This window comes from Streptomyces zaomyceticus, assembly GCF_014656215.1.
Taxonomy (GTDB): domain Bacteria; phylum Actinomycetota; class Actinomycetes; order Streptomycetales; family Streptomycetaceae; genus Streptomyces; species Streptomyces zaomyceticus.
In genome coordinates this window covers 183,723-207,794 of the sequence record NZ_BNBZ01000008.1, presented here as the reverse complement: position 1 = coordinate 207,794, position 24,072 = coordinate 183,723, and the positions used below count along the sequence as shown (strand labels likewise).

Sequence of the window (24,072 nt, the reverse complement as noted above, 5' to 3'; positions counted from 1 at the left end):
GGCCCCGGCGGCGCGGCAGCGTACCAGTGAGACCCCTTCCGGCGGGGCGGATTCACGCACTCTCCGCGCCCACACGTGTTCGTACGGTAGTCATGGACGCCGGGAGGGAACACATTGATCTTCAGCCTGAGCCGCCGCCGGAAGTCTGTCCCCAGCGTGGGGAGTTGCCCCTACGGGCACGGGGAGCCCGCCCCCGACGCCCTCGTCCACGACGCCCGCGGCCACCTGCCGCACCTCGTGGACCGGCGCGAGGCGGAACGGTTCGTCCGGCAGTTCCACCACGAGCAGCCGGGCGCGGGCGACGTGGAGAGCCGGGTCCGCGCCGTACGGGCCGCCATCGACCGCACCGGCACCTACGAGCACTCCCCGGCCGAACTCGCCTTCGGCGCCCGCGTCGCCTGGCGCAACGCCGCCCGCTGCATCGGCAGGCTCTACTGGCGCAGCCTCGTGGTGCGCGACCTGCGGCACCTCACCTCCGCCGACGACATCGCCGCCGAGTGCGTCGAGCACCTGCGGATCGCCGGCAACCACGGCAGGATCCGCCCGGTGATCTCCGTCTTCGCACCCGACCGGCCGGGCCGCCCCGGCCCCCGGATCGTCAACGACCAGCTGGTGCGCTACGCCGGACACCGCACCCCCGAAGGGCGCTGGAAGGGCGACCCGCGCAGCGCACCCCTCACCGCCCAGGCCCGCGACCTGGGATGGAAGCGGAACGAAGAGGCCTTCCAGGTGCTGCCGTTGATGGTGCGGGAGCGCCCCGGCACGCGACCGGACTGGTACGAGCTGCCCGACGACTCCGTCCGCGAAGTGCCCCTGCGCCACCCCGACCACGCCTGGTTCGCCGCACTGGGCCTGCGGTGGTACGCCGTGCCCGCGATCAGTGACATGACCCTGGAGATCGGTGGCGTACGGTACCCGGCCGCGCCGTTCAACGGCTGGTACATGGGCACCGAGATAGGCGCCCGCAACCTCGCCGACGCCGAGCGGTACGACCTCCTCCCGCTGGTGGCCGACCGGCTGGGGCTCGACCGGTCGACCGAGCGCACGCTGTGGCGGGACCGGGCGCTCGTCGAGCTCAACGTGGCGGTGCTGCACTCCTTCCAGGAGGCCGGGGTGACGATGGCGGACCACCACACCGAGTCCCAGCGGTTCCTCAGGCACATCGCCCAGGAGACCCGTCACGGGAGGGAGACCCCCGCCGACTGGAGCTGGATCGTCCCCCCGGTCTCCGGCTCAGCGACCCCGGTCTTCCACCGGTACTACGACCCGGTCGACCCCTCCCTCAGGCCGGCCTTCCTGGCCCGTACGTGACCGGCGTGCGACGGCGGGGACCGTCAGCCGTTCGCCCCGGGAACCCAGTGGTTGTGCACCGGCATGATCCGGGGTGCCGCCCCCGCGGGCCAGCCCAGTCCGGCCGCGATCGGCATCATGCGCTCGACGAACGCGTTCATGTGCCCCTCGGACTCCCAGAGGTCGAAGACCTCCAGGCCGCCGTCCGTGCGGACGCACGCATGGGAGAGACAGCCGTCGAAGACGTCGGGCGTCTCCTGGAGCTTGGCGTTGAGCTGGTCGTACTGGTCCGTGGTCACACCCGGAAGGACGGCGTGGACGAAGATCGCCATGGTGGATCACTCCTCGTGAGGTGGGGCGGTCCCTCCCGTACCACCCCGTCGGCGACGCCCCCTACCTGCCAGCACAGCACGACCCGCCGGGGACGGCATCCGAGGAAGGGCGGCGCGTGCGACGCCTCCGGGCGGCGGCCGGCCGGTCAGCGGCGCCCCAGGACCTCGGCGACCCGGCTGTAGCCTTCCGTGCCGTGGCCGAGGGCCACCGTCCGGCGGGCCAGGCCCTCGATGGCGCGCATCACGTTCGCCTCGATGCCATGGGCCTCGGAGGCGTGCACGACGTGCGCCATCGTCGAGATACCCGAGGTGATCGGGTTGCCCTCGCCGGAGTAGGTGCCGCTCTCCACGTCCTCGGCCAGTTCCTGGAACAGCGGCGGCAGGATCGCGCCGATGCCCTGGGCGAAGGGTGCCAGCTCGGTCGGGGAGATCCCCTCGGCCCGTGCCACCGCGAGGGCGTGGACGTAGCCCGCCATCGAGGTCCAGAAGATGTCGAGCAGCGCGATGTCATAGGCCGCCGCCCTCGAGATCTCCTCTCCGAGGTGGGTGTGGGTGCCGCCCAGCGCGGCGAGCACCGCCCGGTGCTCGCCGTAGAGCGCCTCCGGGCCGCTGAACAGGAACACCCCGGCCGGAGTGCCGATGGACGTGGTCGGGGTCATGATGGCCCCGTCGAGGTAGTCGACGCCGTGCTCGGCGGCCCAGCGCCCGGTGTCCCGGGCCCGGTCGGGGATGTCGGCGCTGAGGTTCACGACGGTCCGCCCCTTGAGCGCGGCCGTCACCGGCGCCTGCCGCAGCACGGAATCGGTGGCGTCGTAGTTGACCAGGCAGACCACGGTCAGCGGGCTCGCGGCGACCGCCTCGTCGGCGGTCGCGGCCACGACGGCACCGGCGGCCACGAGATCCCGGTCCTTGCCCGGAGTCCGGTTCCACACGGTGGTCCGTACACCGGCCGCCAGGAACGCGGCGGCCAGCGCCCGGCCCATCGGTCCGAGACCGATGACGGTGACGTCGGCGTGGCGGGAAGAAGGCATGGGTGAACTCCCTTGTAGACATATGGAGACAGTGGAGAGAAGGAAATTCCCGGAAGAAGGAGAAGGACGCGGATGGCGCGCGCCAGGGCCCAGGACTCGAACACGTGCGGAGTGAGCGCCGCGATCGTGGTCATCGAGGGCAAATGGAAGACGTACCTGTTGTGGCTGCTCGAGTCCGGCTCGCACCGCCCGGGCGAACTGCGCCGGAAGATCCCCGAGATCAGCGAGAAGGTGCTGACCCAGGCCTTGCGCGAGATGGAGGAGGACGGTCTCGTGCACCGCGAGGTGCACGACGTCCTGCCCCCGAAGACCGTCTACTCGCTGACCGGCTTCGGACGTGAACTCTGCGAGGCGCTGGCCCCGTTGTCCGACTGGGGCCACCGTCGCCTGGACAGGCTCACCACCACGCCCGCCGCTTCCTGAGGCCCTGCCGTCTCCTTCCTCCGGGCCGCTCTCAGCTTCGCCCGGGGCCCGCACCCCCGACAAGTACGCACAAAAAAGTGGGTATCGGGGGGAGAGAGAACGCGAAAAGGGGGCCTCCCCGAAAGGAAGGCCCCCTGAAGGTGACGCGTCAGGCGCGCCGCTCCCCGAAGGCGTCGAGAATGTGCTCGGCGGCCAGCGTCGCCGTCAGCTCACCGGCGCGGACCCGCTGTTCCAGGCCGGGCGCGAGCTCCCGCACCGCCGGGTCCGTGTGGAGCCGGCGCAGCAGTTCGTCGCGGACCATGCCCCAGGTCCAGTCGACCTGCTGGTCGTGGCGCTTGGCCGTGAGCCGGCCGGTCGAGTCCAGGAGGGTGCGGTGCTGCTCCAGGCGCCCCCAGACCTCGTCGAGGCCCGCCGACTCCCGGGCGCTGCAACTGAGCACCGGCGGCGTCCAGAAGGAGTCCGCGCCGTGCATCAGCCGCAGCGCGCCCGCCAGTTCGCGGGCCGCCGCGCGGGCGTCCCGCTCGTGCGGGCCGTCGGCCTTGTTGACGGCGACCACGTCGGCGAGTTCCAGGACGCCCTTCTTGATGCCCTGGAGCTGGTCGCCGGTGCGGGCCAGGGTGAGCAGCAGGAAGGAGTCGACCATGTTGGCGACGGCCGTCTCCGACTGCCCGACGCCCACGGTCTCGACGAGGACCACGTCGTAGCCCGCGGCCTCCATGACGACGATCGAATCGCGGGTCGCCTTCGCGACGCCGCCGAGCGTGCCGGCCGTGGGGGAGGGGCGGACGAAGGCCGCCGGGTCGACGGCCAGCCGCTCCATCCGCGTCTTGTCGCCGAGGATGGAGCCGCCGGTACGGCTCGACGACGGGTCGACGGCGAGCACCGCGACCCGGTGGCCGAGCCCCGTCAGCATCGTCCCGAACGCGTCGATGAACGTCGACTTGCCGACACCGGGCACTCCGCTGATCCCGATCCGCACGGCGTTCCCGCTGTGCGGAAGGAGTTCCGTCAGAAGCTCCTGGGCGAGTGCCCGGTGCTGGGGACGGGTCGACTCGACGAGGGTGATGGCGCGGGCGACGAGCGCCCGCTTCCCCTCGCGCACCCCCCGGACATACGTGTCGAGATCGATCACCGCTCGTGCCCGAGGTCGGCCGACAGACGCGTCACCAGGTCGTGGGCCGCGTCCGGGATCACCGTCCCCGGCGGGAACACCGCGGCCGCGCCCATCTCCAGGAGCGTCGCCACGTCCTGCGGGGGGATCACCCCGCCGACCACGATCATGATGTCCTCCCGGCCCTCCGCCGCCAGCTCCTCCCGCAGCGCCGGGACGAGCGTGAGGTGCCCGGCGGCGAGCGAGGAGACCCCGACGATGTGCACGTCCGCCTCGACGGCCTGGCGGGCCACCTCGGCCGGGGTCTGGAACAGCGGGCCGACGTCCACGTCGAAGCCCAGGTCGGCGAAGGCGGTGGCGATCACCTTCTGGCCGCGGTCGTGGCCGTCCTGGCCCATCTTGGCGACCAGGATGCGCGGGCGGCGTCCCTCGGCCTCGCCGAAGGCGTCCACCAGGGCCCGGGTGCGCTCCACGGAGGGGGACTCGCCGGCTTCGTTGCGGTACACACCGGAGATCGTACGGATCTGCCCCGCGTGACGCCCGTACACCTTCTCCAGGGCGTCGGAGATCTCGCCCACGGTCGCCATCGCGCGAGCGGCGTTCACCGCGAGCTCGAGGAGGTTGCCCTCGCCGCCCGCCGCGCGGGTGAGCGCGGACAGCGCGTCCTGGCAGGCCTGCTCGTCGCGCTCCTCGCGCAGCCGCTTCAGCTTGGCGATCTGCTGGGCGCGCACGGAGGAGTTGTCGACCTTGAGGACGTCGATCTGCTCGTCGGTCGCCACCCGGTACTTGTTGACGCCGATCACCGGCTGCCGGCCGGAGTCGATCCGGGCCTGGGTACGGGCCGCGGCCTCCTCCACGCGCAGCTTGGGGATGCCCGCGTCGATGGCCTTCGCCATACCGCCGGCCTGCTCGACCTCCTGGATGTGCTTCCAGGCGCGCCGGGCGAGGTCGTACGTGAGCTTCTCCACGTACGCGCTGCCGCCCCACGGGTCGATGGTCCGGCAGGTGCCCGACTCCTGCTGGATGAGCAGCTGGGTGTTGCGGGCGATCCGGGCGGAGAAGTCCGTCGGCAGGGCGAGCGCCTCGTCGAGGGCGTTGGTGTGCAGCGACTGGGTGTGGCCCTGGGTGGCCGCCATCGCCTCGACGCAGGTGCGCGTGACGTTGTTGAACACGTCCTGTGCGGTCAGCGACCAGCCCGAGGTCTGCGAATGGGTCCGCAGGGAGAGGGACTTGGCGTTCTGCGGATCGAACTGCCTGACCAGCTTGGCCCACAGGAGCCGCGCCGCGCGCAGCTTCGCGATCTCCATGAAGAAGTTCATGCCGATCGCCCAGAAGAACGACAGGCGCGGCGCGAACGCGTCCACGTCGAGCCCGGCCTCGCGGCCCGCGCGGATGTACTCCACGCCGTCGGCGAGCGTGTACGCCAGCTCCAGGTCGGCCGTCGCCCCCGCCTCCTGGATGTGGTACCCGGAGATGGAGATGGAGTTGTAGCGCGGCATCCGCTGCGAGGTGTAGGCGAAGATGTCGGAGATGATCCGCATCGACGGCCCGGGCGGATAGATGTAGGTGTTGCGGACCATGAACTCCTTGAGGATGTCGTTCTGGATGGTCCCGGCCAGCTTCTCGGGCGGAACGCCCTGCTCCTCGGCGGCCACGATGTACAGCGCGAGAACCGGCAGCACGGCGCCGTTCATCGTCATCGACACCGTCATCCGGTCCAGCGGGATGCCGTCGAACAGCTGGCGCATGTCGTAGATCGAGTCGATGGCCACACCGGCCATGCCGACGTCACCGGTGACACGCGGGTGGTCGCTGTCGTAGCCGCGGTGGGTCGGCAGGTCGAAGGCGACCGACAGGCCCTTCTGGCCGGCGGCGAGGTTGCGCCGGTAGAAGGCGTTCGACTCCTCGGCCGTGGAGAAGCCCGCGTACTGCCGGATCGTCCAGGGCTGGTTGACGTACATCGTGGGGTACGGGCCGCGCAGGTACGGGGCCATGCCCGGACGGGTGTCCAGGAAGTCCAGGCCCTCCAGGTCCTGCCCGGTGTACAGCGGCTTGACGCCGATGCCCTCCGGGGTCTCCCAGAGCAGGTCGTCCCCGCCGGTGGCCTTCTTGACGGCCGCGCGCCACGCGTCGGGGCCGCCGTCCGCGGTCGGAGCCCCGAGCTCGATCCCGGAGAAGTCGGGGATGGACATCAGGACACTCCCATGCGGTCGAGGGCGGTGGAGAGCAGGGCGACGGCGTCACAGCCCGCGAAGAGATGGGTGTCGGCACCGGGGTACGCCCCGGGGCGTCCGGCGAGGAGGATGTGCTCGGCGCCCGCCGCACGCAGCTCGGCCGCCGCGGTCTCCGCCTGCTCCGCGTACAGCGCGTCGCTGGAGCAGAGGCAGACCTCGCGGGCACCGCTCTCCTCGAACGTGCCCTCGGTGACCGGCTCGATGCCGCCCGCCTGGAAGAGGTTCGCGGCGAAGGTGACCCGGGCCGAGTGCGCGGCCGCCGGGCCGAGCGCGGCCAGGTAGACCCGGGGCCGGGCCCCGGTCGCCGCCAGGTGCGCGTCGGAGCGGGCGCGCAGCGTCTCGAACGCCTCGTCGCGCCGGACCCGGGGAAGGCCGCCGGTCGGCTGCGCGGGCGCGGGCGCCCGGTCGACGGGCTTCTCGCCGAGGTTCGGGAACTCGCTGACGCCGGTGATCGGTTCGCGGCGGGTGGCGAGCTTCGCGCTGCGCGCTGCCCAGGTCGCGGCCAGCTGCTCGCCGATCGCCCCGGAGCGCAGCGCGGCCTGCTGGCCGCCGGCCCGCTCGATGTCCTGGAAGTACGCCCAGGCGGCGTGGGCGAGTTCGTCGGTGAGCCGCTCCACATACCAGGAGCCGCCCGCCGGGTCGATCACCCGGGAGAGGTGCGACTCCTCGATGAGGACGGTGGAGGTGTTGCGGGCGATCCGGCGCGCGAACGCGTCGGGCAGCCCGAGCACCTCGTCGAAGGGCAGCACGGTGACGCTGTCGGCGCCGCCGACCCCGGCGGCCAGGGTGGCCACCGTGGTGCGCAGCATGTTCACCCAGGGGTCGCGGCGCGTCATCATCACCGGCGAGGTCACCGCGTGCTGGCGCTGCGCGCCCGCCTCCGGAGCGCCGCAGGCCTCGGCCACCCGGGCCCAGAGCCGGCGCGCCGCCCGGAGCTTGGCGATCGTCAGGAACTGGTCGGCGGTCGCCGCGTAGCGGAACTCGAGCTGCGCGCACGCCTCGGCGACGCTCAGCCCGGCCTCGGTCAGACCGCGCAGATAGGCCACGCCGGTCGCGAGGGAGCAGCCGAGCTCCTGCGCGGCCGAGCCGCCGGCCTCGTGGTAGGGCAGGGCGTCCACGGTCAGGGCGCGCATCCCCGGGTACCGGTCGGCGCAGCGGCGCGCGAGACCGGCGACGGACGCGAGGTCGTACGCCGGGCGGCCGGTACGGGCTTCGTGGCCCAGCGGGTCGGCGCCCAGGTTGCCGCGTGCCGCGTCGTCGGGGACGCCGCGCTCCTCGTACAGCCGCAGCAGCCGTTCGGCCGCCGCCGCCGTCTCGTCGCCCGCGTCGAGGGCCACGGGCGCCAGGTCGAGGTAGACGCCTTCGAGGACCTTGTCGAGCGAGGAGACCGGGATGCCGGTGGCGCCGACGCCCAGCCAGAGGGAGGTGACGCCGTTCTCCAGGTCGGAGAGGACCGCCTCGCCGTCGGCCGCGAGGTGCCGCTGGCGTACGTCCCAGCCGCCGAGGGTGTTGCCCTCGGCGCGGCCGCCGCGCACGAAGGGCGCGAAGCCGGGGAGTCCGCCGTCGGGCGCGGTGTCGCGCGCCGTGTACAGCGGACGGGTGTCGAGGCCGTCCTCGAGGAGGGTGGAAAGGGCGTCCTCGGCGGCGTCGCCGGAGACCTCTTTGCCGGACTTGCGCAGGACACCTGCCACAAGGTGTTGCCACTGTTCGTGTGGCGCGTCGGGAAATTCGGACGCCAGGGAGAGCCCGTCGTCAGGCAGGACCGTCATGCTCGGATGCTAGGGGAGATCGACAAAGGAGCAGGAGGGCGTACGACTGTGACCTTCTTCTCTTCGACCTGGGGCGTTCTGTGTGGTGGGCCCGTTTCGCGCGGTGGGCGCGCGCCGGCTTTCGCGGTGCGCGGTGTGCGGTGCGCGTGTCGGGTTCCGTGGTGCGCGCGGTGCGCGTGCCGTCGGTGGCGCCGCCGGTGGCGTTGTCAGTGGCGGCTGGGACGCTGAGTCGTATGGACAGGGACGAGGAGCTGCTGAGGGGCCGGGTCTACGGCCAGGACCACGACGACCCCCGGCCGGGCCCGAGGCCCGGCCGGGTCTACGCCGAGCTGGTCGGCGGCCCGCTCGACGGTCTGCTGCTGGACGTCACCGACTGGACGCCGGGGCAGCGGGCGTCCGGCACGGCACTGGAGACGGAGCTCGGCCGGTACGGCGCCGACGGGCGCTCTCTCTACGACCCGCGCCCCGGTGACACCCTGCGCTTCGACTGGTCGGGCGACGCGCCGTGACGGCGTCGGCCGCGCCCGGGGCGGGGGCCGGAGCCGTCCCGGCCCGGGCGCGGCCCGCCGGGATCAGCCCAGGACGGAGGAGAAGTTGTCCAGCTGGATCCAGGTGACCTTGTTCGTCGCCTGGGGGCCGTAGACGTTGACGGCGCCGGCCGTGTTGGCCTCGATGCGGATCGCGTTGATGCCCAGGCTGTTGTTGCGCGGGCAGACGCCGCGGGTCAGCTTGGGCGGGCGGATCGTGGCGGGCAGCGTGCCGAGCCGGCCGTCGGCGGTGAACGCGCAGGTGACGGTGCCGCGCAGCTGGAGGAAGTCCGTTCCCGCGAGACGTATCACGCGGGCCTCCGCCGGAGCGCCGGCCTCGTTCGTCACGGCCGCGTCCAGGGTGATCGCCGTCCAGTCGACGACCGTCTGGCAGCCGTCGACGGGGGCGGCGGCGGCCGGCGTGGCCGAGAGCAGCGGGCCGGCGACGGCGACGGCGGGGGCGGCCAGCGCGGCGGTGAGCAGGGAACGGCGGCTGGTCGAGTGCTGGGTCATGTTCGATCCTCCGGATCGGGTGGGGAGGGTGGTCGGGGGCACGGGTGCGGCGGGTCCGGGCGTGCGGACCGCCGCGAGCCGTGCGGTCGGGCGGGTGCGAGCGGCGGGTCGGGGGCCGCTCATCGCCAGGCGACGGTGACGGCGTCGAAGTCGATCCAGGTGATGGCGTTGTCGCTGGTGGCGCCGTACACCCGGAGCGCGCCGGTGACGTCCGTCTCGATCCGGCACACGCAGCGGCCGGTGTTGTTGTTGCGGGCCACGTTCTGGCGCGTCAAATGGGTGGCGCGCAGCCGGTGCGGGAGGCTCGCGATCCTGCTGTCCGCGGTCAGGCCGGGGGAGCAGGCGACGTTGCCGCGCAGCTGGAGGTAGGTGGTGCCGGCGAGGGCGATCAGCCGTCCGCGCGGGGGCTGGCTGCCGGGCGTGACACCCGGTTCCAGCGTGAGGTCCTCCCAGTCCGCGAGCACCTTGACGCCGTCGACCGCGGGCTTCGTGGGGTACCAGCCGATGGTGACGTCACGCTCGCCCTCCTCGCCGGGGACGGTGTTGCTGAAGCCGAACAGCAGCCGGGTCTCCCCGGTCGCCGGGTCGACCTCGGTGGCGACGCCCTCGGGCTCGCGACGGGTGAGCCCGTCGGCGTTGGTGACGACCTGCCGGTCGAGGCGCGCGCCGGTCGTCCAGGAGTACGAGGTGAGGAAGGCGATCCCGGGGAACTCGCTGGGGACCGTGGTGGGGTTGTTGTCCTTGTCGTACGGCGCCCACTGGTACGAGTAGACGACGTCGCCCAGCACGGTGAAGCCCTGGGAGACGAGCTTCGCCTGCAGCGGGTACGGCGAGGGTACGGCGGGAGTGACGTCCTCGCCGGACGGCATCACGAAGGTGGTGCCCACCGGGACCCACGAACCGGCGGCGGCCGCGGTGGCGTCGTAGCGGGTGAAGTGCCGCTTCCCGTCCTTGTGGTACATGACGCACACCTGGTGGTTCACCGGGTCCAGCGAGGGACCGGTGCCCGAAGTGCTGCCGGGCGGGGTGAACTTCTGCGCCGCCGGTATGAGCGCTCCGTCGAGGACCTTGCCGGACTCGAACTTGAACCGGGTGACCGCCTTGCCGAAGGCGGACGTGGCCACGCCGTTGTCGTAGTTCACGTGCAGGGGGCCGACCTCGGTCCAGAGGTACGTGTCGGTGCCCGACGGCTCGGCGCCCATGGAGAGCCCGTGTCCGAAGCCCTTCAGCTGCATCGAGCCGGTGACCGTGCCGGTCTCGCGGTCGATGCGGTTGAGGTACAGGTTGCCGGCCGGTGACGTGGCCGAGCTCTCCACCTGGAGGACGAAGACGTGTCCGTTGACGGTGTCGGTCGCGATCGCCTGCGGAGCCGGGTTCTTCACCAGGTCGACCGTCTGGATGAGACGGCCGCTGACGCCGGACAGATCGACGCCGTTGGCGTCCGTGTATGCCATGTTCTCTCCCCCCGGATCCCTGATGGATCCGTTTCGTGAGAAGAGATCATCACACGGGCTGCCGGCCGCCTCGTGAGGCGGTCGCGTCGGCCGGGCCGCGGCCGGAACGCGGGGCGCCGTTCCCTATCCACCCGCGATGGGTTAGCTTAGGCTTACCTAAGTAACAGTGTCTCCGTCACCTGTCCCGGGAGAACTCGGATGCGTCCCTTCAGTACCCGCGTCACGCGGCCCACCCCCGCCGAGCGCGTGCGATCGATCCTGGCCGCCGCCCACTCGATGACGGTCGTGTCCGACGGACAACACCGGGAGGTGCACCTCCTGGACGGCACCGGGCCCATGGGGCACATCCATCTGCACGACCCGTCCGAGGAGAGCCACGCCGGAGGGACCGCGCGGATCCCGGTGCGCCTGGAGTTCACCGACATCGCCCCCACCCCCGTACGCGAACGGCTGCGGGCCCGCGTCACCCTGACCGGACTCCTCCCCGCCCCGTACGAGCCGGAGTCGGCCACGAGCATCTGCATGGAGTTCGGCCAGGCCCTCCTGGAGGACGCCGACGGCCGGCACTACATCACCCTGGAAGAACTCCACGCCACCGACATCGACCCGATGGCCTCCTGCGAGGCGTCCATGCTCACCCACCTCGTCGACGGCCACGGCGAAATCGTCCCCCTGCTGCTGCGCCTCGTCAGGCCGCGCCCCGAACGGGACATGGTCCGCGCCCTCCCCGTCGCACTGGACCGGTACGGCATCACCCTGCGTCTCGAACACCCCGACGGCCACCAGGACGTCCGGCTGCCCTTCCCCACCCCGGTCACCGACATCGACCAGGCCGCCCCCCGGATGCACGCGCTCCTCGCCGCGGCCCGCAGGTCCTCCCACCCCAACAGCCTGCTGACCTGACCGAACGGCCGCGCTCCCCGGTCGAGATGCCGGAGCGGCGCGGCGGGCCAACAATGGACGGGTAGACCCGCGCACGGTCGGTGCGGGGGACCGCTCGGGGACTTCCCAACCGGACACGGCCTCGCCATGAACGCAGGAAGCCCGGCCGCCACTCGGCCGACACCTCCCAAGGGTGCGCTGTACCGACTGGGGCACTGGTGCGCCCGTCACTTCATCATCGTCATCGTGCTGTGGCTGGCGGCGATGGTGGGACTCCAGATCACCGACAGGGCGGTCGGAGGACAGTACTCCGACGACTTCGACCTCCCCGGGGTGCAGTCGACGGAGGGCCTCGACGCCCTTCAGGCGCACGACCCCGCGGCCGCCGGCTACGCCGCGCAGATCGTCCTCAACAGGACCTCCGGGCCGCTCACGGACGAGGCGTCCACCATCAACTCGACCGTCACCGCCCTGGAGAAACTGCCCGACGTCATCGGCGCCCAGAACCCCCTGCCGCCGCCGGGCACCACCCCGCCCGCCCTGCCGGCCGGGGTCCCCAACACCGGCCCGCTGTCCACCGACGGCAAGACCGCCTACATCACCGTGCGCTTCAGCGTGCCGCCGTCCACCCTCGGCACCGACTACCTGCCCGGGGTCGACGCCGCGGTCCAGCCGCTCCGGGACGCCGGCGTCGACGTCGAGTACGGCGGCCCCCTCGGCGAACTCGCCCGGCCCGCGGCCGACGACCGCACCAGCGAGGCGATCGGCTTCGCCGTCGCGATCGTGGTCCTCCTCATCGGCTTCGGCAGCGTCATCGCGGCCGTCCTGCCGCTGATCACGGCGCTTCTCGGGGCGATCTGCGGCCTCGCTCTCCTCGGCCTGATGGCGGCCGCCTTCACCTTCGGCACGGTCTCGCCCACCCTGGCCACGATGATCGGCCTCGGTGTCGGCATCGACTACGCGCTGTTCCTCATCACCCGCCACCGCCAGAACCTCATGAACGGGCACGATCCCGCCGATTCGGCGGGCCTCGCGACCACCACCAGCGGCCGCGCGGTCCTGGTCTCCGGCTGTACGGTCATCATCGCCCTGTCCGGCCTGTGGGTCTCCGGCGTCAGCTTCATCGGCAAACTGGGACTGGCGGCCGCCTTCACGGTCGTCACCGCGGTCCTGGCCGCGCTCACCCTGGTCCCGGCCATGCTCGGTCTCGTCGGCAAGCGGATCGACCGGTACCACGTGCGCAAGCCCGTGGCGGAGACCGACACCGAGCCCGGAGCGCCCGCGCACGGCACCTGGCACCGCTACGCGCAGCGCGTGGAGAGGCGCCCGTGGTGGTTCCTGACCGGTGGCGTCCTGGTGCTGCTCGTCCTGGCCTTCCCGCTGCTCTTCATCCAGCTCGGCCACATCGGCGACGGCGCCGACCCCAAGTCCTTCACGGACCGGCGGGCGTACGACCTCATCTCCACGGCCTTCGGGCCCGGCGCCAACGGCCCGCTGACCGTGGTCGTCGACCAGTCGGCCGTACCCTCGGCGAACCGGGCGGACCTCGCCGACAAGCTCAAGCAGTCACTGACCGGGGTCCCGGACGCGGCCTACATCACTCCGCTCCAGGCCACCCCCGACGGGGACGTCCTGGTCGGCACCGCCTACTCGGTGGCCTCCCCGCAGGACGAGAAGACCACCAAGCTGACCAACCACCTCGTCGACGACGTACTGCCGCAGGCGGCGACCGGCACCGAGGCGAAGACGTACGTCACCGGCACCACGGCCTCCCAGGTGGACTTCCTCGACCTCGTCTCCAGCCGCCTCCCGCTGATCATCGCCGTGGTGGTGGGACTGGCCTTCCTCGTGATCCTCACGGTCTTCCGCGGCCTCCTCGTCGCGGTGAAGGCCGCCGTCCTCAACGTGCTCTCCATCGCGGCCTCCTACGGCGTGGTCGTGGCCGTCTTCCAGTGGGGCTGGGGCGGGCCCGCGCTCGGCGTCAGCGGCAAGGTGCCCATCGAGAGCTATGTGCCGATGATGATGTTCGCCATCGTCTTCGGTCTGAGCATGGACTACGAGATCTTCCTGCTCTCCCGTGTCCGGGAGGCCTGGCTGCGCACCGGCGATTCGAAGGCCAGCGTGGCCCATGCCCTGGAGATCACGGCCCGAGTGATCACCTGTGCCGCACTGATCATGGTGAGTGTCTTCGCGGCCTTCATCGTCTCGGACAACATCGTCGTCAAGATGCTCGGCCTCGGCCTCGCGGCCAGCGTCCTCATCGACGCCACCGTGGTGCGCCTGCTGCTCGTGCCCGCGGTGATGACCCTCCTCGGCAAGCACGCCTGGTGGACCCCCCACTGGCTGGACCGGATGCTGCCGCACCTGGACACCGAGGGCGAAGGGCAGGAGGAGCCGCTCGCGGACGCGGCGAAGCCGCGCTGACCGCGCCGCCCGCCGCGCCCGCCCGCCAGGGGCACCTCTGTCGTACAGCTACCCCCATGGATACCCATGGGGGTATTTGACTTCTCCGTTCGTCCTGCTTACGGTCGAGAGTGTTCATACCCAGGGGGGTATCCAAGGATGCCGAGTGCCCCCGGCGCGCACGACCATCAGACGGAGGGTTCGCCGTGTTCTTCACGCAGTACTACCTCGACTGCCTCTCCCAGGCGTCGTACCTGATCGCCGACGGGACGACCGGCCGGGCGGTCGTCGTCGACCCGCGGCGGGACGTCTCGGAGTACCTGGCGGACGCCGAGGCCCGGGGACTCACCGTCGTCGGGGTGATCAACACCCACTTCCACGCGGACTTCGTCGCCGGACACCTGGAGCTGGCCGACCGGACCGGGGCCTGGATCGGCTACGGCCGCCGCGCCGAGACCGAGTACCCGATCCGCCCCCTCGCCGAGGGCGAGCGCATCGCCCTCGGCGAGGTGACCCTGGAGATCATGGAGACCCCCGGCCACACCCCCGAGTCGATCAGTGTCCTCGTGTACGAGCACGGCGACGACGAGGTCCCGTACGGAGTGCTGACCGGCGACGCGCTGTTCATCGGCGACGTCGGCCGCCCCGACCTCCTCGCCTCCGCCGGTGTCACGGCCGAGGAACTCGGCGCGATGCTCCACGACAGTGTCCAGAACAAACTGATGGCCCTCCCCGACGCGGTCCGTGTCTTCCCCGCCCATGGCGCCGGATCGGCCTGCGGCAAGAACCTCTCGGCCGAGAAGCAGTCCACCGTCGGCGAGCAGCGGGCCACCAACCACGCCTGTGTGCCGATGAGCCGGGAGGCCTTCGTGGCCCTGGTCACCGCCGGACTGCCCGCCGCCCCGGGCTACTTCGCCTACGACGCCGACCTCAACCGCAGGGAACGCGCCCGCTACGACGGCTCCGCGGCGGCGCGCCCCCTGACACCGGCCGAGTTCGCCGAACTCAGGGCCGGCGGAGCGGTCGTCGTCGACGCCCGCGACCCGCGGGAGTTCGCCCACGGCCATCTGCGCGGAGCGGTCAACGTGCCCGCCGAGGGACGGTTCGCCGAACAGGCCGGCACCTTCCTCGCCCCCGACACGGAACTCCTGGTGATCGCCCCCGAGGGCCGCGAGGAGGAGGTCGTCATCCGCCTCGCCCGCATCGGCTACGACCGTGTCGCGGGACATCTGCCCCACCCCGAGGAGGCCCTCGGGAAGCTCGCCGACGAGGTCACCCCCGCGAGCCGTCTCCCGGCCGCCCGGCTGCGGACCGCCCTCGCGGGCGCCAACCCGCCCCTCGTCGTCGACGTGCGCACCTGCGGCGAGCGCGAGGAGACCGGCCACATCCCCGGGGCCGTGCACATCCCGCTGAGCGAGCTCCCCGGCCGTGCGGACGAACTCCCCGCCGACCGGCCCCTCGTCCTGCACTGCGCGGGCGGCCACCGCTCCTCCGTCGCCGCCAGCTTCCTGCGCCACCGGGGCCACCCCGACGTCTCCGACATCCTCGGCGGCTACGCGGCCTGGGCCCTCGCGACGAACGGACCCGCCGGCGGCTGACCGGTCCGCCGGAGGCGGAGCTCAGCCGCGCGACAGCTCACCGAGCAGCTTCCAGGTGCGGCGGCGGTCGTCCTCGCCGCTCAGCTCCGTCGCGGTGAAGACCACCTCCGTCGCCCCCGCCTCGCGGTAGCGGCGCACCTCCGCGGCGACGGTCTCCTCGTCACCGATCACGGCGATCTCCGCCGCCCGGGAAGCGCCGGAGAGCTCGACGGCACGCCGATAGGAGGGAATCCGCTCGTACAGCGCGAGCGCCTCCGCCGCGCTCTCCCGCACGGCCTCGGCATCGGCCGTGACCACGCCCGGGACGAGGGCCACGATCCGGGGCGCGGGGCGGCCGGCCGCCGCCGCGGCGGCGGTGACGGCCGGGACGATGTGCTCGCCGAGAGCCCGAGGCCCCGCGAGGAACGGCAGGATGCCGTCGGCCAGTTCACCGCTGACGCGCAGTGCCTGCGGGCCCATGGCCGCGACGAGCACCGGCACCGCCGGCTCCGCGCCCGGGACCGCCGCCGAATACGGCGTCGTCGCGGTCAGGAGCTCCCCGTGGAAATCGGCGCCGCCCGTTTCGAGCAGCGGACGCAGCGCGGTGAGGAACTCCCTGAGCAGGCCGATGGGCCGCTCGTACGGAATGCCGAAGCCCGTCTCCGTCAGGTGCTTGGTGCCGAGGGCGAGCCCGAGGTGGTAGCGCCCGCCCGTCGCCGCCTGGGCGGTCTGCGCCTGGCTGGAGACGAGCAGCGGATGGCGACCGAAGATCGGGATCGCGGAGGTCCCCACCTGGAGGCCGGGCACCTCGCGCCCCACGATCGCGGCCAGCGAGGGCGAGTCGTACGCGAAGGACTGGCCGAACCACGCCGAGTGCAGTCCGGCGTCGCGGGCCTCCCTCGCGAGCCGCACCGTGCTGTCGACGGTGCGCAGGACGGCGGTCGAACCGAGCGTCACTCCCAGAGTCATGCTTCCGGCAACCGGCGGGTCCACGCCCGCCATTCCCTCCCCTGTGTGAAGAGTGTGTTGCGCGGCCGCCGGGGGAGCTGCCGAGGGCGTTCCCCGCGCCCGCCATGATGGGGCGATGAAGACTCTCGCCGAGGTGGACGCGCTCGCCGACCGCGCGCACGCCGGACAGACCGACCGGATCGGTGTCCCGTACGTCGAGCACGTCCGCGCGGTCGCCGCGGGGCTGGCACCGTTCGGTCCTCACCTGGCCATGGCCGGGCTCCTCCACGACATCGTCGAGGACACCGAATGGACGGCGGAACAGCTCCGCGCCGCCGGAATCCCGGACCGGGTCGTCGCCGTCGTGGAGGCCGTCACCAACGTTCCCGGAACGGCCTACGAGGAGAAGATCCGCCGCATCACGGAGGATCCCGACGCCACCCTCGTGAAGATCGCCGACAACGCGCACAACAGCCGCTCCGACCGGGCCGCCGCCCTGCCGCCCGGGGCGCGGGAACGGCTCGCCGCCAAGTACCGGGCCGCACGGCAGGTGTTGTGGGCGGCGGCCGATCCCGCCGACATCGCGACGATCCTGCGCGTGGTCAACCCCGAACTCCTGGAGGAGAGCGCCCCCTGATGTGACGCGGGTCACGGGAACCCGCTCCCGGGGCCGGACAGACGAGAGACGTGAACATCGACCTGCGCGCACGCATCCGGGACGGGGACCCCTCGGCCTTCGCCGAGCTCTTCGACTCCTACGCCCGGAGCGTCTACAACCACGCCTTCCGGCTGACCGGCGACTGGTCGGTCGCCGAGGACGTGATGGCGACGACCTTCATGGAGGCCTGGCGGCTCCGGGAGAAGGTGGACCCCGAGGGGGGTTCGGTACGGCCCTGGCTGCTCGGCGTCGCCACCAACGTCGCCCGCAACCACTGCCGGGGAAACCGCCGCTACCGGGCGGCCGCCGTGGCCTACGCGGCGGCCGGCCCGGCCGAGGCCTCGGTACCCGACCACGCCTCCGAGGTCGCCGGCCGGATCGACGACCGCCGCCGCATCGCCGCGACCCTGCGGGCGCTCGGCACCCTCCGCCGCACCGAACGCGAAGTCCTCGTCCTCTGCCTCTGGGAAGGCCTCGCCTACACCGAGGTCGCCCAGGCCCTGCGCGTCCCCGTCGGCACCGTCCGGTCCCGGCTCTCCCGCGCCCGCACCAAGCTCCGTATCGGCGCCGAGAGGGAACTCGCCGGAGAGAAGGGCAAACCTCTCCCGGAAAAACGGGAACCCGCCTCCCGCACCCGACAGACAACAGGTGATCGCGTGAACGCGGTCCGGCCCGCGCAGGAAGGAATCCGATGAACCCCGACCCGGACAAGACCCGTACGGCGAACCGGTACGAGACCGGAGGCCTCCCTGCGATCGAGGAACACGACCTTCCCCCGGGCCGCCACCAGTTCCACAAGGAGCGCCTGATGAACCGGATCCACGACGACCGCCGCACCACGGCCGCGCGCACCGCGCGCAACCCCTTCCTGCGGAAGGCGATCCTGCTGCCGGCCGCCACCGCACTCGCCGGGGCGCTCGCCGTCGGCGTCCTCGTCCTCACCCCGGGCGGGAACGGCGACCCCGTCGACCGTGCCACCGGCCCCGCCCTCACCACCACCATCGGAGTCGTCGACGCCAAGGGCGCGCCCCGGCTCCTCGACCGCATCTCGCTCGCCGCCGCCGGGACCGAAGCCCCGAACGGCCGCGCCGGCCAGTACATCTACATCGAGACGCGGTCCGCGAACACCCATGTGAAGACCGTCGGCGGCGAGAGCAGCCTCGTCAGCACCCCCCTGCACACCCGGCAGTCCTGGCGGTCGCCCGACGGCCTCGACGGCTGGCTGATCGAACCCGGCAACACCGGCCCCGAGGGCATCACCCTGGCGGGCCCCGACGAGACCGGCAACACCCCGAAGCCGCACCTCGGCGCCCCCTCGCACGACTACCTCGCGACGCTCCCCACCGACCCCGACGCCCTGCTCCGGAAGATCCACAAGGAGACCGAGGGCCAGGGCAACGGCAAGGACCAGCAAGCCTTCACCACCATCGGCGACCTGCTCGTCGAGAGCTGGCCGACCCCCGAGCTGACGGCGGCTCTCTACCGGGCCGCCGCGAAGATCCCCGGGGTCGTCATGGTGGACAGCGCCACCGACGCCGCCGGCCGCAAGGGCGTGGCGGTCGCCCGGCTCGACGAGAGCAGCGGACAGCGCACCGAGTGGATCTTCGACAGCAAGACGCTGACCTTCCTCGGGGAGCGCACGGTCCAGGTGAAGGGCACGGGCGGCGAGGGCGGCCTCATCAAGCCCGGAACCGTCGTCTACACCCACGCCATCATGGTCCGGGCCTTCGTCGACGACATCAAGGTCACGCCGTAGGGCCCGAGGCGACGTCGTGGCCTTGACCACGGTCGAGGCCACGGGTCGACCCGGCGTGAAAATGCCCTGCGCGGTGCGGAGCCGACTGCTACGGTCGTCCGCATGTGTTCCGTCATCCACAACTGGCAGGCCCTGCGCGACCGGTCGACGCGCTGACCGTGGTGCCGGCCTTCGCCGGCACCGGGGTCCACCGTCCACCGTTCACCTCAGGATGACGAGGATCTTCACCATGCGCGCAGACTCGCGCCCCGTTTTCGTATGCGTTCACGGCGGCTCCAGCAACGCCCGGGCCTGGGGCCCGCTGCAGAACGAACTGGCCCTGCTCGGACACCGTTCGCACGCCGTCGACCTGCCCGGCCACGGCGACCTCGCCGACATACCCGCCGCCTACTACCGGCAACCCCAGGACATCGCGGCACTCGCCGCCGCGCCCTCGCCGGTGCGCGGTGTCACGCTGCGGGACAACGTCCTCCACGTGGTGGACACCCTGCGGCGGCTCGCCGCGTCGGGGCCGATCGTCCTGGTCGGCAACAGTCTCGGCGGTCTGACGATCACCGCCGTCGCCAACGCCGTACCGGAGCTGCTCGACCGGGTGGTCTACCTCTCCGCGCTCTGCCTCGGCGACCCGGCCATGCTCACCGAGGCGTGGAACGTGGTCGACGACAACCTGCTGGACGCCGCGGTGGCCCGGATCGCCGTCCCCGACGTCCGCGATCCGGGCGTGGTCCGGCTGAACTGGCGGGCCGCGCACGCCGATCCGGAGGTGTTCGCCGCGCTGAAGGCCGCCGTGATGGCCGACTCGACCGACCACCAGTTCCGGCTGCTGCTCGACTCCCTGGACCCGGACGAGACCTATGCGGCGATGGAGCCGGGGGCGCTGATCCGGGCCGACGCCTGGGGGCGGGTGCCGCACACGTACGTGCGGCTCTCCGACGACCGGAGCCTGACCCCGGCGGTCCAGGACCACATGATCCGCACGGCGGACGCGCTGACCCCGCACCACCCCTTCGACGTGCACACCCTCGCGGCCTCGCACGTCGGCTACTTCAGCCGGCCGCGGCTCTTCGCCGAGCTGCTGACGAGCCTCGTCTGAAGTCTCCCCCGCACCCCGGTCGCCCGGGGTGCGGGGGACCCCTCAGCGCGTCTGTCCGGCCGACCAGCCGCCGAGTTCCGTCGGCCGGTTGGTGATGACCCCGTCCACGCCGAGCGCGGACAGGGCCTTCCAGCGGGCGGGCGTGTCCACCGTCCAGACGTTCACGGCCACACCCGCCGCGTGCAGGTCGCCGATGATCCCCGGGCGGGTGGAGAGGGCCGCGTCCGAGACGTTGTACGCGGCGAGGTCCAGCTCCTTCGCGAGCGCGACCGGGTCGGCGTCGAGGGTGCTCCGCAGCAGCCCCAGCGGCAGCTCGGGCGCCAGCTCGTGGGTGTACCGCAGCGACGGGACGTCGAAGCTCTGGACGAAGACCCGGTCCGCCATGCCCTGCTCCCGGACGTCCCGGACGATCCGGGCCACCTCGGCGTGGCTGTGGCGGCCCTTGATCTCGAGGAGCAGCTTTCCGCCCCGGGTCCGGAGGTCGGCCAGCTGGGCGGCGAGCGTCGGGACCCGGGTCCCGGCATAGGCGGGGGCGAACCAGGAACCGGCGTCCAGGGCGTTCAGCTGGGCCGAGGTGAGGGAGCGGACCGGGCCCGTTCCGTCGGTCGTCCGGTCGACGGTGGTGTCGTGCAGGATGTACGGCACGCCGTCCTTGCTGGGCTGGACGTCGTTCTCGATCCAGACGGCCCCGCCGCGCCGGGCCACCTCGTCGGAGACGAGGGTGTTCTCGGGGGCGGCCGAGGAGGCTCCCCGGTGGGCGATCACCGTCAGGGGTGCCCCGGCGCGCCGCATCCAGGGGGTCGCCGCGAGGCCGGCCCCGGCCGAGGTGCCCGAGTGTGCGGCGGTGCCGGCCTTGCCGGAGGTGCCGGCCTCCGCGACCGGGCCGGGCGCCGACCGCGAGGGCGGCGCGGCGACGACGAAGGCGGTCGCGAGCCCGGCCACCGCGGTGGCCACGGCGACCAGGCCGGCGGTCCTGCGCCGACGGGACCGGGCGGCGGGCAGTTGAGCGTCTCTCATGACGGCTCACCCTACGGGGTGCCGCGGCGATCCGGCCGGAGCGGGGTGGGGACCCTCGTGCCGTGCCGCACGGGGCGGAAAGGGGAGGCTGCGGTCGGGGCGGGGGAGGCGAGGCGGCGGTCATGGAGGAATTCCGGAGAATTTCCTCCTTCCCGCGCACCGGACCTCGCGGCGACCTCCACCTCCCCCTCACGGATCGACGACCGGGCCGCCCGGATGGCTATGAAATACACCTTTTCTTGGCAATTGCTCACCCGTCGGGCGCTGTTGCCGATGGCATGAACACGTTTGCCTTCCGCGCAAACGTTCTGGAACCCTCCGTTCGACTTACTCGAGACATGAGCAACGGAGGCAACTTCACATGCCCACACGGCGCATACGTCGCGCTTGGCTCACGGCAGCCGCCGCGGCCTCGCTGGCGTTCACCGGCCTCGCGGCGCCGGCCCAGGCGGAGGACGTTCCGCCGGACGTCCCGCAGAGCTGGATCCAGGAGCCCCGCGCGAGCGAGGCGGCCTCCTCGCCGATCACGACCCGCGCCTGGACCGCGCCCGGTGGAGCGGCCTCGCCCGGCGACTTCACGATGGCGCCCGGCGCGCTGAACGCCGAGACCACCACGCGCGTCACCCGGCTGGACTCGGTGCTGCCCAAGTCGGGCGTGCAGAACCTGCTGGCCGGGGCGAACCGCACCGTACAGCCGTGGTGCTCCCGGGACCCGTTCGCCACGGCCCCGGACCCCGACATCAAGTACTGCCTGCAGGACGACGACTCCGTCTCGCGGGAATGGGTCCCCCAGGGCATGACCGGCGTCTCCGACGCCAAGGACAACGAGCTGTGGGGCGACGCCGGGAACATCCAGCTCTTCGCCTCCTACGACGGCTGGGACCCGGGCCGGGAGACCGACCCGAACCCGGCGACCGGCGACTGCACCACGGCCGAGGTGGAGGCCGATGACGCCTGCAACCAGAAGGGCGTCCGGATCACCTTCGTGCAGAGCCGCACCAACCCGGCCACCGGCAGCCCCGAGATCAAGTACCGCCACGTCCTCCTGGGCTGGACCTATGTGAACTCGGCCGACCACGTCTCCTTCGACGGGCTGCACGCCGCCGAGTACCCGATCCAGAAGGGCGTCCACGCCGGCGGGATCGTCTGGTACGGCAACTACCTCTACGTCGCCGACACCCGCAACGGACTGCGCGTCTTCGACATGCGCTACATCATGGACCTGGACCCGGACGGCGACCCCAAGACGCGTGACGCGATGGGCACCGACACGGACGGAGTGAAGACCACCTCCAACGTCGAGGACAAGACGAAGGTCGGCCGGCACGACAACGTCTGGTACAGCTTCGGATACCGCTATGTGATGCCCCAGGTCGCCGCCTGGAAGTTCAAGGCGACGCAGAGCAACCCCCAGGGTTCCTACGCCTGCGTCTCCACCGGAGCGCCGAAGGCCTCCTACGTCTCCCTGGACCGCAGCGCCACCCCGGACCGTCTGCTCATGGGCGAGTACTGCCGTCCGCAGAGCGGCTATCCGTCCACCGGCCGTGTCGCCTCCTACCCGGTCGCCGCCCTGGAGGGCCGTTCCGCCGACGTCGCCGCGGAAGGCTGGGCCAACTACCTGCCGTTGACCAACGGCGGCGCCCAGGGCGCGGCCGCCGTGGGCGGCACGCTGTACGTGAACGAGTCGAAGGGCACGGACGAGCCGGGCAACCTCTGGCGCTACCGGTGGAGCAACGGCGAGCTGGTCCCGTCGGGCCAGGCAGTCAAGACCGCCCGCGGCGCCGAGGACCTCTACGTCGAGCGCGGCACCGGTCGGCTGTGGTCCCTGTCCGAGCACCGTCCGGGGTCGGCGGGCGACTGCACGGCCAACCCCGACAGCGCCGATCCGGCCGGGACGGACTACTGCCAGCGCGTGCTCTACGGGCACAAGCTGAGCTGGCTCGACAGCCGGCCGTAGCGGAGCGACGGCGTCCCCACCGGCCGCGCCGAGCGCGCCGGGCGGGGGCGCCTTCGCACGTCCCCCCGCACGTCCGCCGCACCGACCCGCGACACGACGGGCAACGCGAGCCCTTCGCCGGAATCGACCGGTCTGCGGCATGGTGGGGGACATGCCCGGAGCCGTGCCATCGGGGGACCTCGGCCGGGCCCGCGGAGTCGGGGGACTCATGGACACCAACGAGGTACGTGAACCGCACAGAGCCGGGCTCCGGCGGGAGCAGGACGGCACGCCCGGCCCGGTGCGCGGCCGGAGCGTGCTCGAAGGGGCGTTCGCACTGCTCGACGCCCTGCGCCGGAGCGGTGAAGAGGCCGGCGTGACAGAACTGGCGCTCGTCTGCGGGGTGCCCAAGGGCAGCGTCCACCGGCTGCTCGACCAGCTGGTCACGCTCGGCGCCGTCGAACGGAAGGGCAACCGCTACCGGGTCGGCCCGCAGCTGTACCGCATCGGCCAGGCCTGGGAGCCGCACCCGGGACTGCGGCCCGCCGCCCGGCTGCCGCTCCAGCGACTCAGGGCCGCCACCGGCGCGAGCGTGGTCCTCACCGTGCTGCGCGAGGACATGGCGATCACCGTCGGCTCCGTCCCCGGGGACCTCGAACCACTCCTCCCCGTGAGGGACGGCGTCGCCTTCCACCTCCACACCGCCGCCGGAAAGGCCCTGCGGGGGCCGCTCCGCGGCGGCGCCGTCCTCGACCGGGAGGACGTGATGGACGGGGTGTGCTGCGCCGCCCTGCCCGTCCGCACCCCGGACGGGCGCACGGTCGCCGCGCTCGCCGCCCTGGTCCCGGCCGGCCGGCCGCTCGACACCCTCGCCCGGGGCGTAGCCGAGGCGGGAGCCGCCATCAGCCGCGCGCTCGCCCGGGGCGGACCACGGAGAACGGCCCCGGCGACGCCCGCGCTCGTGCCCTGACCGGCTTCCGGGCGGCGCTGTTCCGTCCAGCGGAACGCGCGTAGAACCGGGCGGGCCCGGCGGGCACAGTAGGTGTCGTGCCGAGGGGAACGGCACACCGGCCCCGCCGAACCGGGGCGGGCCGGCATCACCGTCACCTGAGTGACCC

Annotated in this window: 21 protein-coding genes; 12 read left to right on the top strand and 9 right to left on the bottom strand. The window is 72.5% G+C overall.

Going from position 1 to position 24,072, the window contains the following annotated elements:
* Positions 1–237 precede the first annotated feature (237 nt).
* On the top strand, positions 238–1,311 hold the full coding sequence (locus IE311_RS13910; RefSeq protein WP_189832016.1) for a nitric oxide synthase oxygenase: 1,074 nt from the start codon (positions 238–240) through the stop codon (positions 1,309–1,311).
* Positions 1,312–1,334: 23 nt separating this feature from the next.
* Here IE311_RS13910 and IE311_RS13905 read toward each other — a convergent pair whose 3' ends face one another.
* Entirely contained in the window at positions 1,335–1,622 is a 288-nt protein-coding gene (locus tag IE311_RS13905) for a hypothetical protein (RefSeq protein WP_189831954.1), read from the bottom strand.
* Positions 1,623–1,768: 146 nt separating this feature from the next.
* A complete protein-coding gene (locus tag IE311_RS13900) occupies positions 1,769–2,653 on the bottom strand; it encodes an NAD(P)-dependent oxidoreductase (protein WP_189831953.1) in 885 nt (294 codons plus the stop codon).
* Between the two features lie 72 nt (positions 2,654–2,725).
* On the opposite strand from IE311_RS13900, the gene IE311_RS13895 reads away from it, so the two are divergent.
* On the top strand, positions 2,726–3,076 hold the full coding sequence (locus tag IE311_RS13895; RefSeq protein WP_189831952.1) for a winged helix-turn-helix transcriptional regulator: 351 nt from the start codon (positions 2,726–2,728) through the stop codon (positions 3,074–3,076).
* A gap of 148 nt (positions 3,077–3,224) precedes the next feature.
* Here the strand turns inward: IE311_RS13895 and meaB are convergent, their stop codons facing one another.
* From meaB to IE311_RS13880, 3 genes are read right to left on the bottom strand one after another with little or no spacing between them, the layout of a single operon-like run.
* Positions 3,225–4,208, bottom strand: a complete 984-nt coding sequence (meaB, locus tag IE311_RS13890; RefSeq protein ID WP_189831951.1) for a methylmalonyl Co-A mutase-associated GTPase MeaB — start codon at positions 4,206–4,208, stop codon at positions 3,225–3,227.
* The gene (gene scpA, locus IE311_RS13885) at positions 4,205–6,379 is read right to left on the bottom strand and encodes a methylmalonyl-CoA mutase (RefSeq protein ID WP_189831950.1); all 2,175 of its coding nucleotides are present in this window, start codon (positions 6,377–6,379) and stop codon (positions 4,205–4,207) included. Before scpA ends, meaB begins: the two co-directional genes overlap by 4 nt.
* A complete protein-coding gene (locus tag IE311_RS13880) occupies positions 6,379–8,190 on the bottom strand; it encodes a methylmalonyl-CoA mutase subunit beta (protein WP_189831949.1) in 1,812 nt (603 codons plus the stop codon). Before IE311_RS13880 ends, scpA begins: the two co-directional genes overlap by 1 nt.
* A 233-nt stretch (positions 8,191–8,423) precedes the next feature.
* Here IE311_RS13880 and IE311_RS13875 point away from each other — a divergent pair, with 233 nt between their 5' ends.
* The gene (locus IE311_RS13875; protein ID WP_189831948.1) at positions 8,424–8,699 is read left to right on the top strand and encodes a hypothetical protein; all 276 of its coding nucleotides are present in this window, start codon (positions 8,424–8,426) and stop codon (positions 8,697–8,699) included.
* A 63-nt stretch (positions 8,700–8,762) separates the two neighbouring features.
* On the opposite strand, the gene IE311_RS13870 is transcribed toward IE311_RS13875, so the two are convergent.
* Positions 8,763–9,230, bottom strand: coding sequence for a hypothetical protein (locus IE311_RS13870; RefSeq protein WP_189831947.1), 468 nt, complete (start codon positions 9,228–9,230; stop codon positions 8,763–8,765).
* 119 nt (positions 9,231–9,349) lie between these two features.
* Entirely contained in the window at positions 9,350–10,684 is a 1,335-nt protein-coding gene (locus IE311_RS13865) for a hypothetical protein (RefSeq protein ID WP_189831946.1), read from the bottom strand.
* Positions 10,685–10,882: 198 nt separating this feature from the next.
* Here IE311_RS13865 and IE311_RS13860 point away from each other — a divergent pair, with 198 nt between their 5' ends.
* The 3 genes from IE311_RS13860 (at position 10,883) to IE311_RS13850 (ending at position 15,567) form a co-directional block, all read left to right on the top strand.
* Positions 10,883–11,587 (top strand): DUF2470 domain-containing protein, encoded by a 705-nt coding sequence (locus IE311_RS13860; protein WP_189831945.1) that lies wholly within the window; start codon positions 10,883–10,885, stop codon positions 11,585–11,587.
* A gap of 126 nt (positions 11,588–11,713) precedes the next feature.
* Positions 11,714–13,990, top strand: a complete 2,277-nt coding sequence (locus tag IE311_RS13855; protein WP_189831944.1) for an MMPL family transporter — start codon at positions 11,714–11,716, stop codon at positions 13,988–13,990.
* A gap of 185 nt (positions 13,991–14,175) precedes the next feature.
* The gene (locus IE311_RS13850; protein ID WP_189831943.1) at positions 14,176–15,567 is read left to right on the top strand and encodes an MBL fold metallo-hydrolase; all 1,392 of its coding nucleotides are present in this window, start codon (positions 14,176–14,178) and stop codon (positions 15,565–15,567) included.
* 21 nt (positions 15,568–15,588) lie between these two features.
* On the opposite strand, the gene IE311_RS13845 is transcribed toward IE311_RS13850, so the two are convergent.
* The gene (locus IE311_RS13845) at positions 15,589–16,515 is read right to left on the bottom strand and encodes a TIGR03564 family F420-dependent LLM class oxidoreductase (RefSeq protein ID WP_189831942.1); all 927 of its coding nucleotides are present in this window, start codon (positions 16,513–16,515) and stop codon (positions 15,589–15,591) included.
* Positions 16,516–16,630: 115 nt separating this feature from the next.
* Between IE311_RS13845 and IE311_RS13840 the strand changes: the two genes are divergently transcribed.
* The 4 genes from IE311_RS13840 (at position 16,631) to IE311_RS13825 (ending at position 20,001) form a co-directional block, all read left to right on the top strand.
* Positions 16,631–17,131, top strand: coding sequence for an HD domain-containing protein (locus IE311_RS13840; RefSeq protein ID WP_189831941.1), 501 nt, complete (start codon positions 16,631–16,633; stop codon positions 17,129–17,131).
* 50 nt (positions 17,132–17,181) lie between these two features.
* Positions 17,182–17,847 carry an RNA polymerase sigma factor gene (locus tag IE311_RS13835; RefSeq protein ID WP_189831940.1) on the top strand — a complete coding sequence of 222 codons (666 nt, stop codon included), beginning with the start codon at positions 17,182–17,184 and terminating at the stop codon, positions 17,845–17,847.
* Positions 17,844–18,908: a CU044_5270 family protein gene (locus IE311_RS13830; RefSeq protein ID WP_189831939.1), complete on the top strand. Its 1,065-nt coding sequence runs from the start codon at positions 17,844–17,846 to the stop codon at positions 18,906–18,908. The genes IE311_RS13835 and IE311_RS13830 overlap by 4 nt, the downstream gene beginning before the upstream one ends.
* A gap of 229 nt (positions 18,909–19,137) precedes the next feature.
* Complete coding sequence (locus IE311_RS13825) at positions 19,138–20,001, top strand: alpha/beta hydrolase (protein WP_189831938.1); 864 nt, start codon at positions 19,138–19,140, stop codon at positions 19,999–20,001.
* Between the two features lie 42 nt (positions 20,002–20,043).
* Here the strand turns inward: IE311_RS13825 and IE311_RS13820 are convergent, their stop codons facing one another.
* Entirely contained in the window at positions 20,044–21,018 is a 975-nt protein-coding gene (locus tag IE311_RS13820; RefSeq protein WP_189831937.1) for a glycerophosphodiester phosphodiesterase, read from the bottom strand.
* 361 nt (positions 21,019–21,379) lie between these two features.
* Between IE311_RS13820 and IE311_RS13815 the strand changes: the two genes are divergently transcribed.
* Positions 21,380–22,975, top strand: a complete 1,596-nt coding sequence (locus IE311_RS13815; RefSeq protein WP_189831936.1) for a hypothetical protein — start codon at positions 21,380–21,382, stop codon at positions 22,973–22,975.
* A 208-nt stretch (positions 22,976–23,183) separates the two neighbouring features.
* Positions 23,184–23,924, top strand: coding sequence for an IclR family transcriptional regulator (locus tag IE311_RS13810; protein WP_189831935.1), 741 nt, complete (start codon positions 23,184–23,186; stop codon positions 23,922–23,924).
* Positions 23,925–24,072 lie beyond the last annotated feature (148 nt).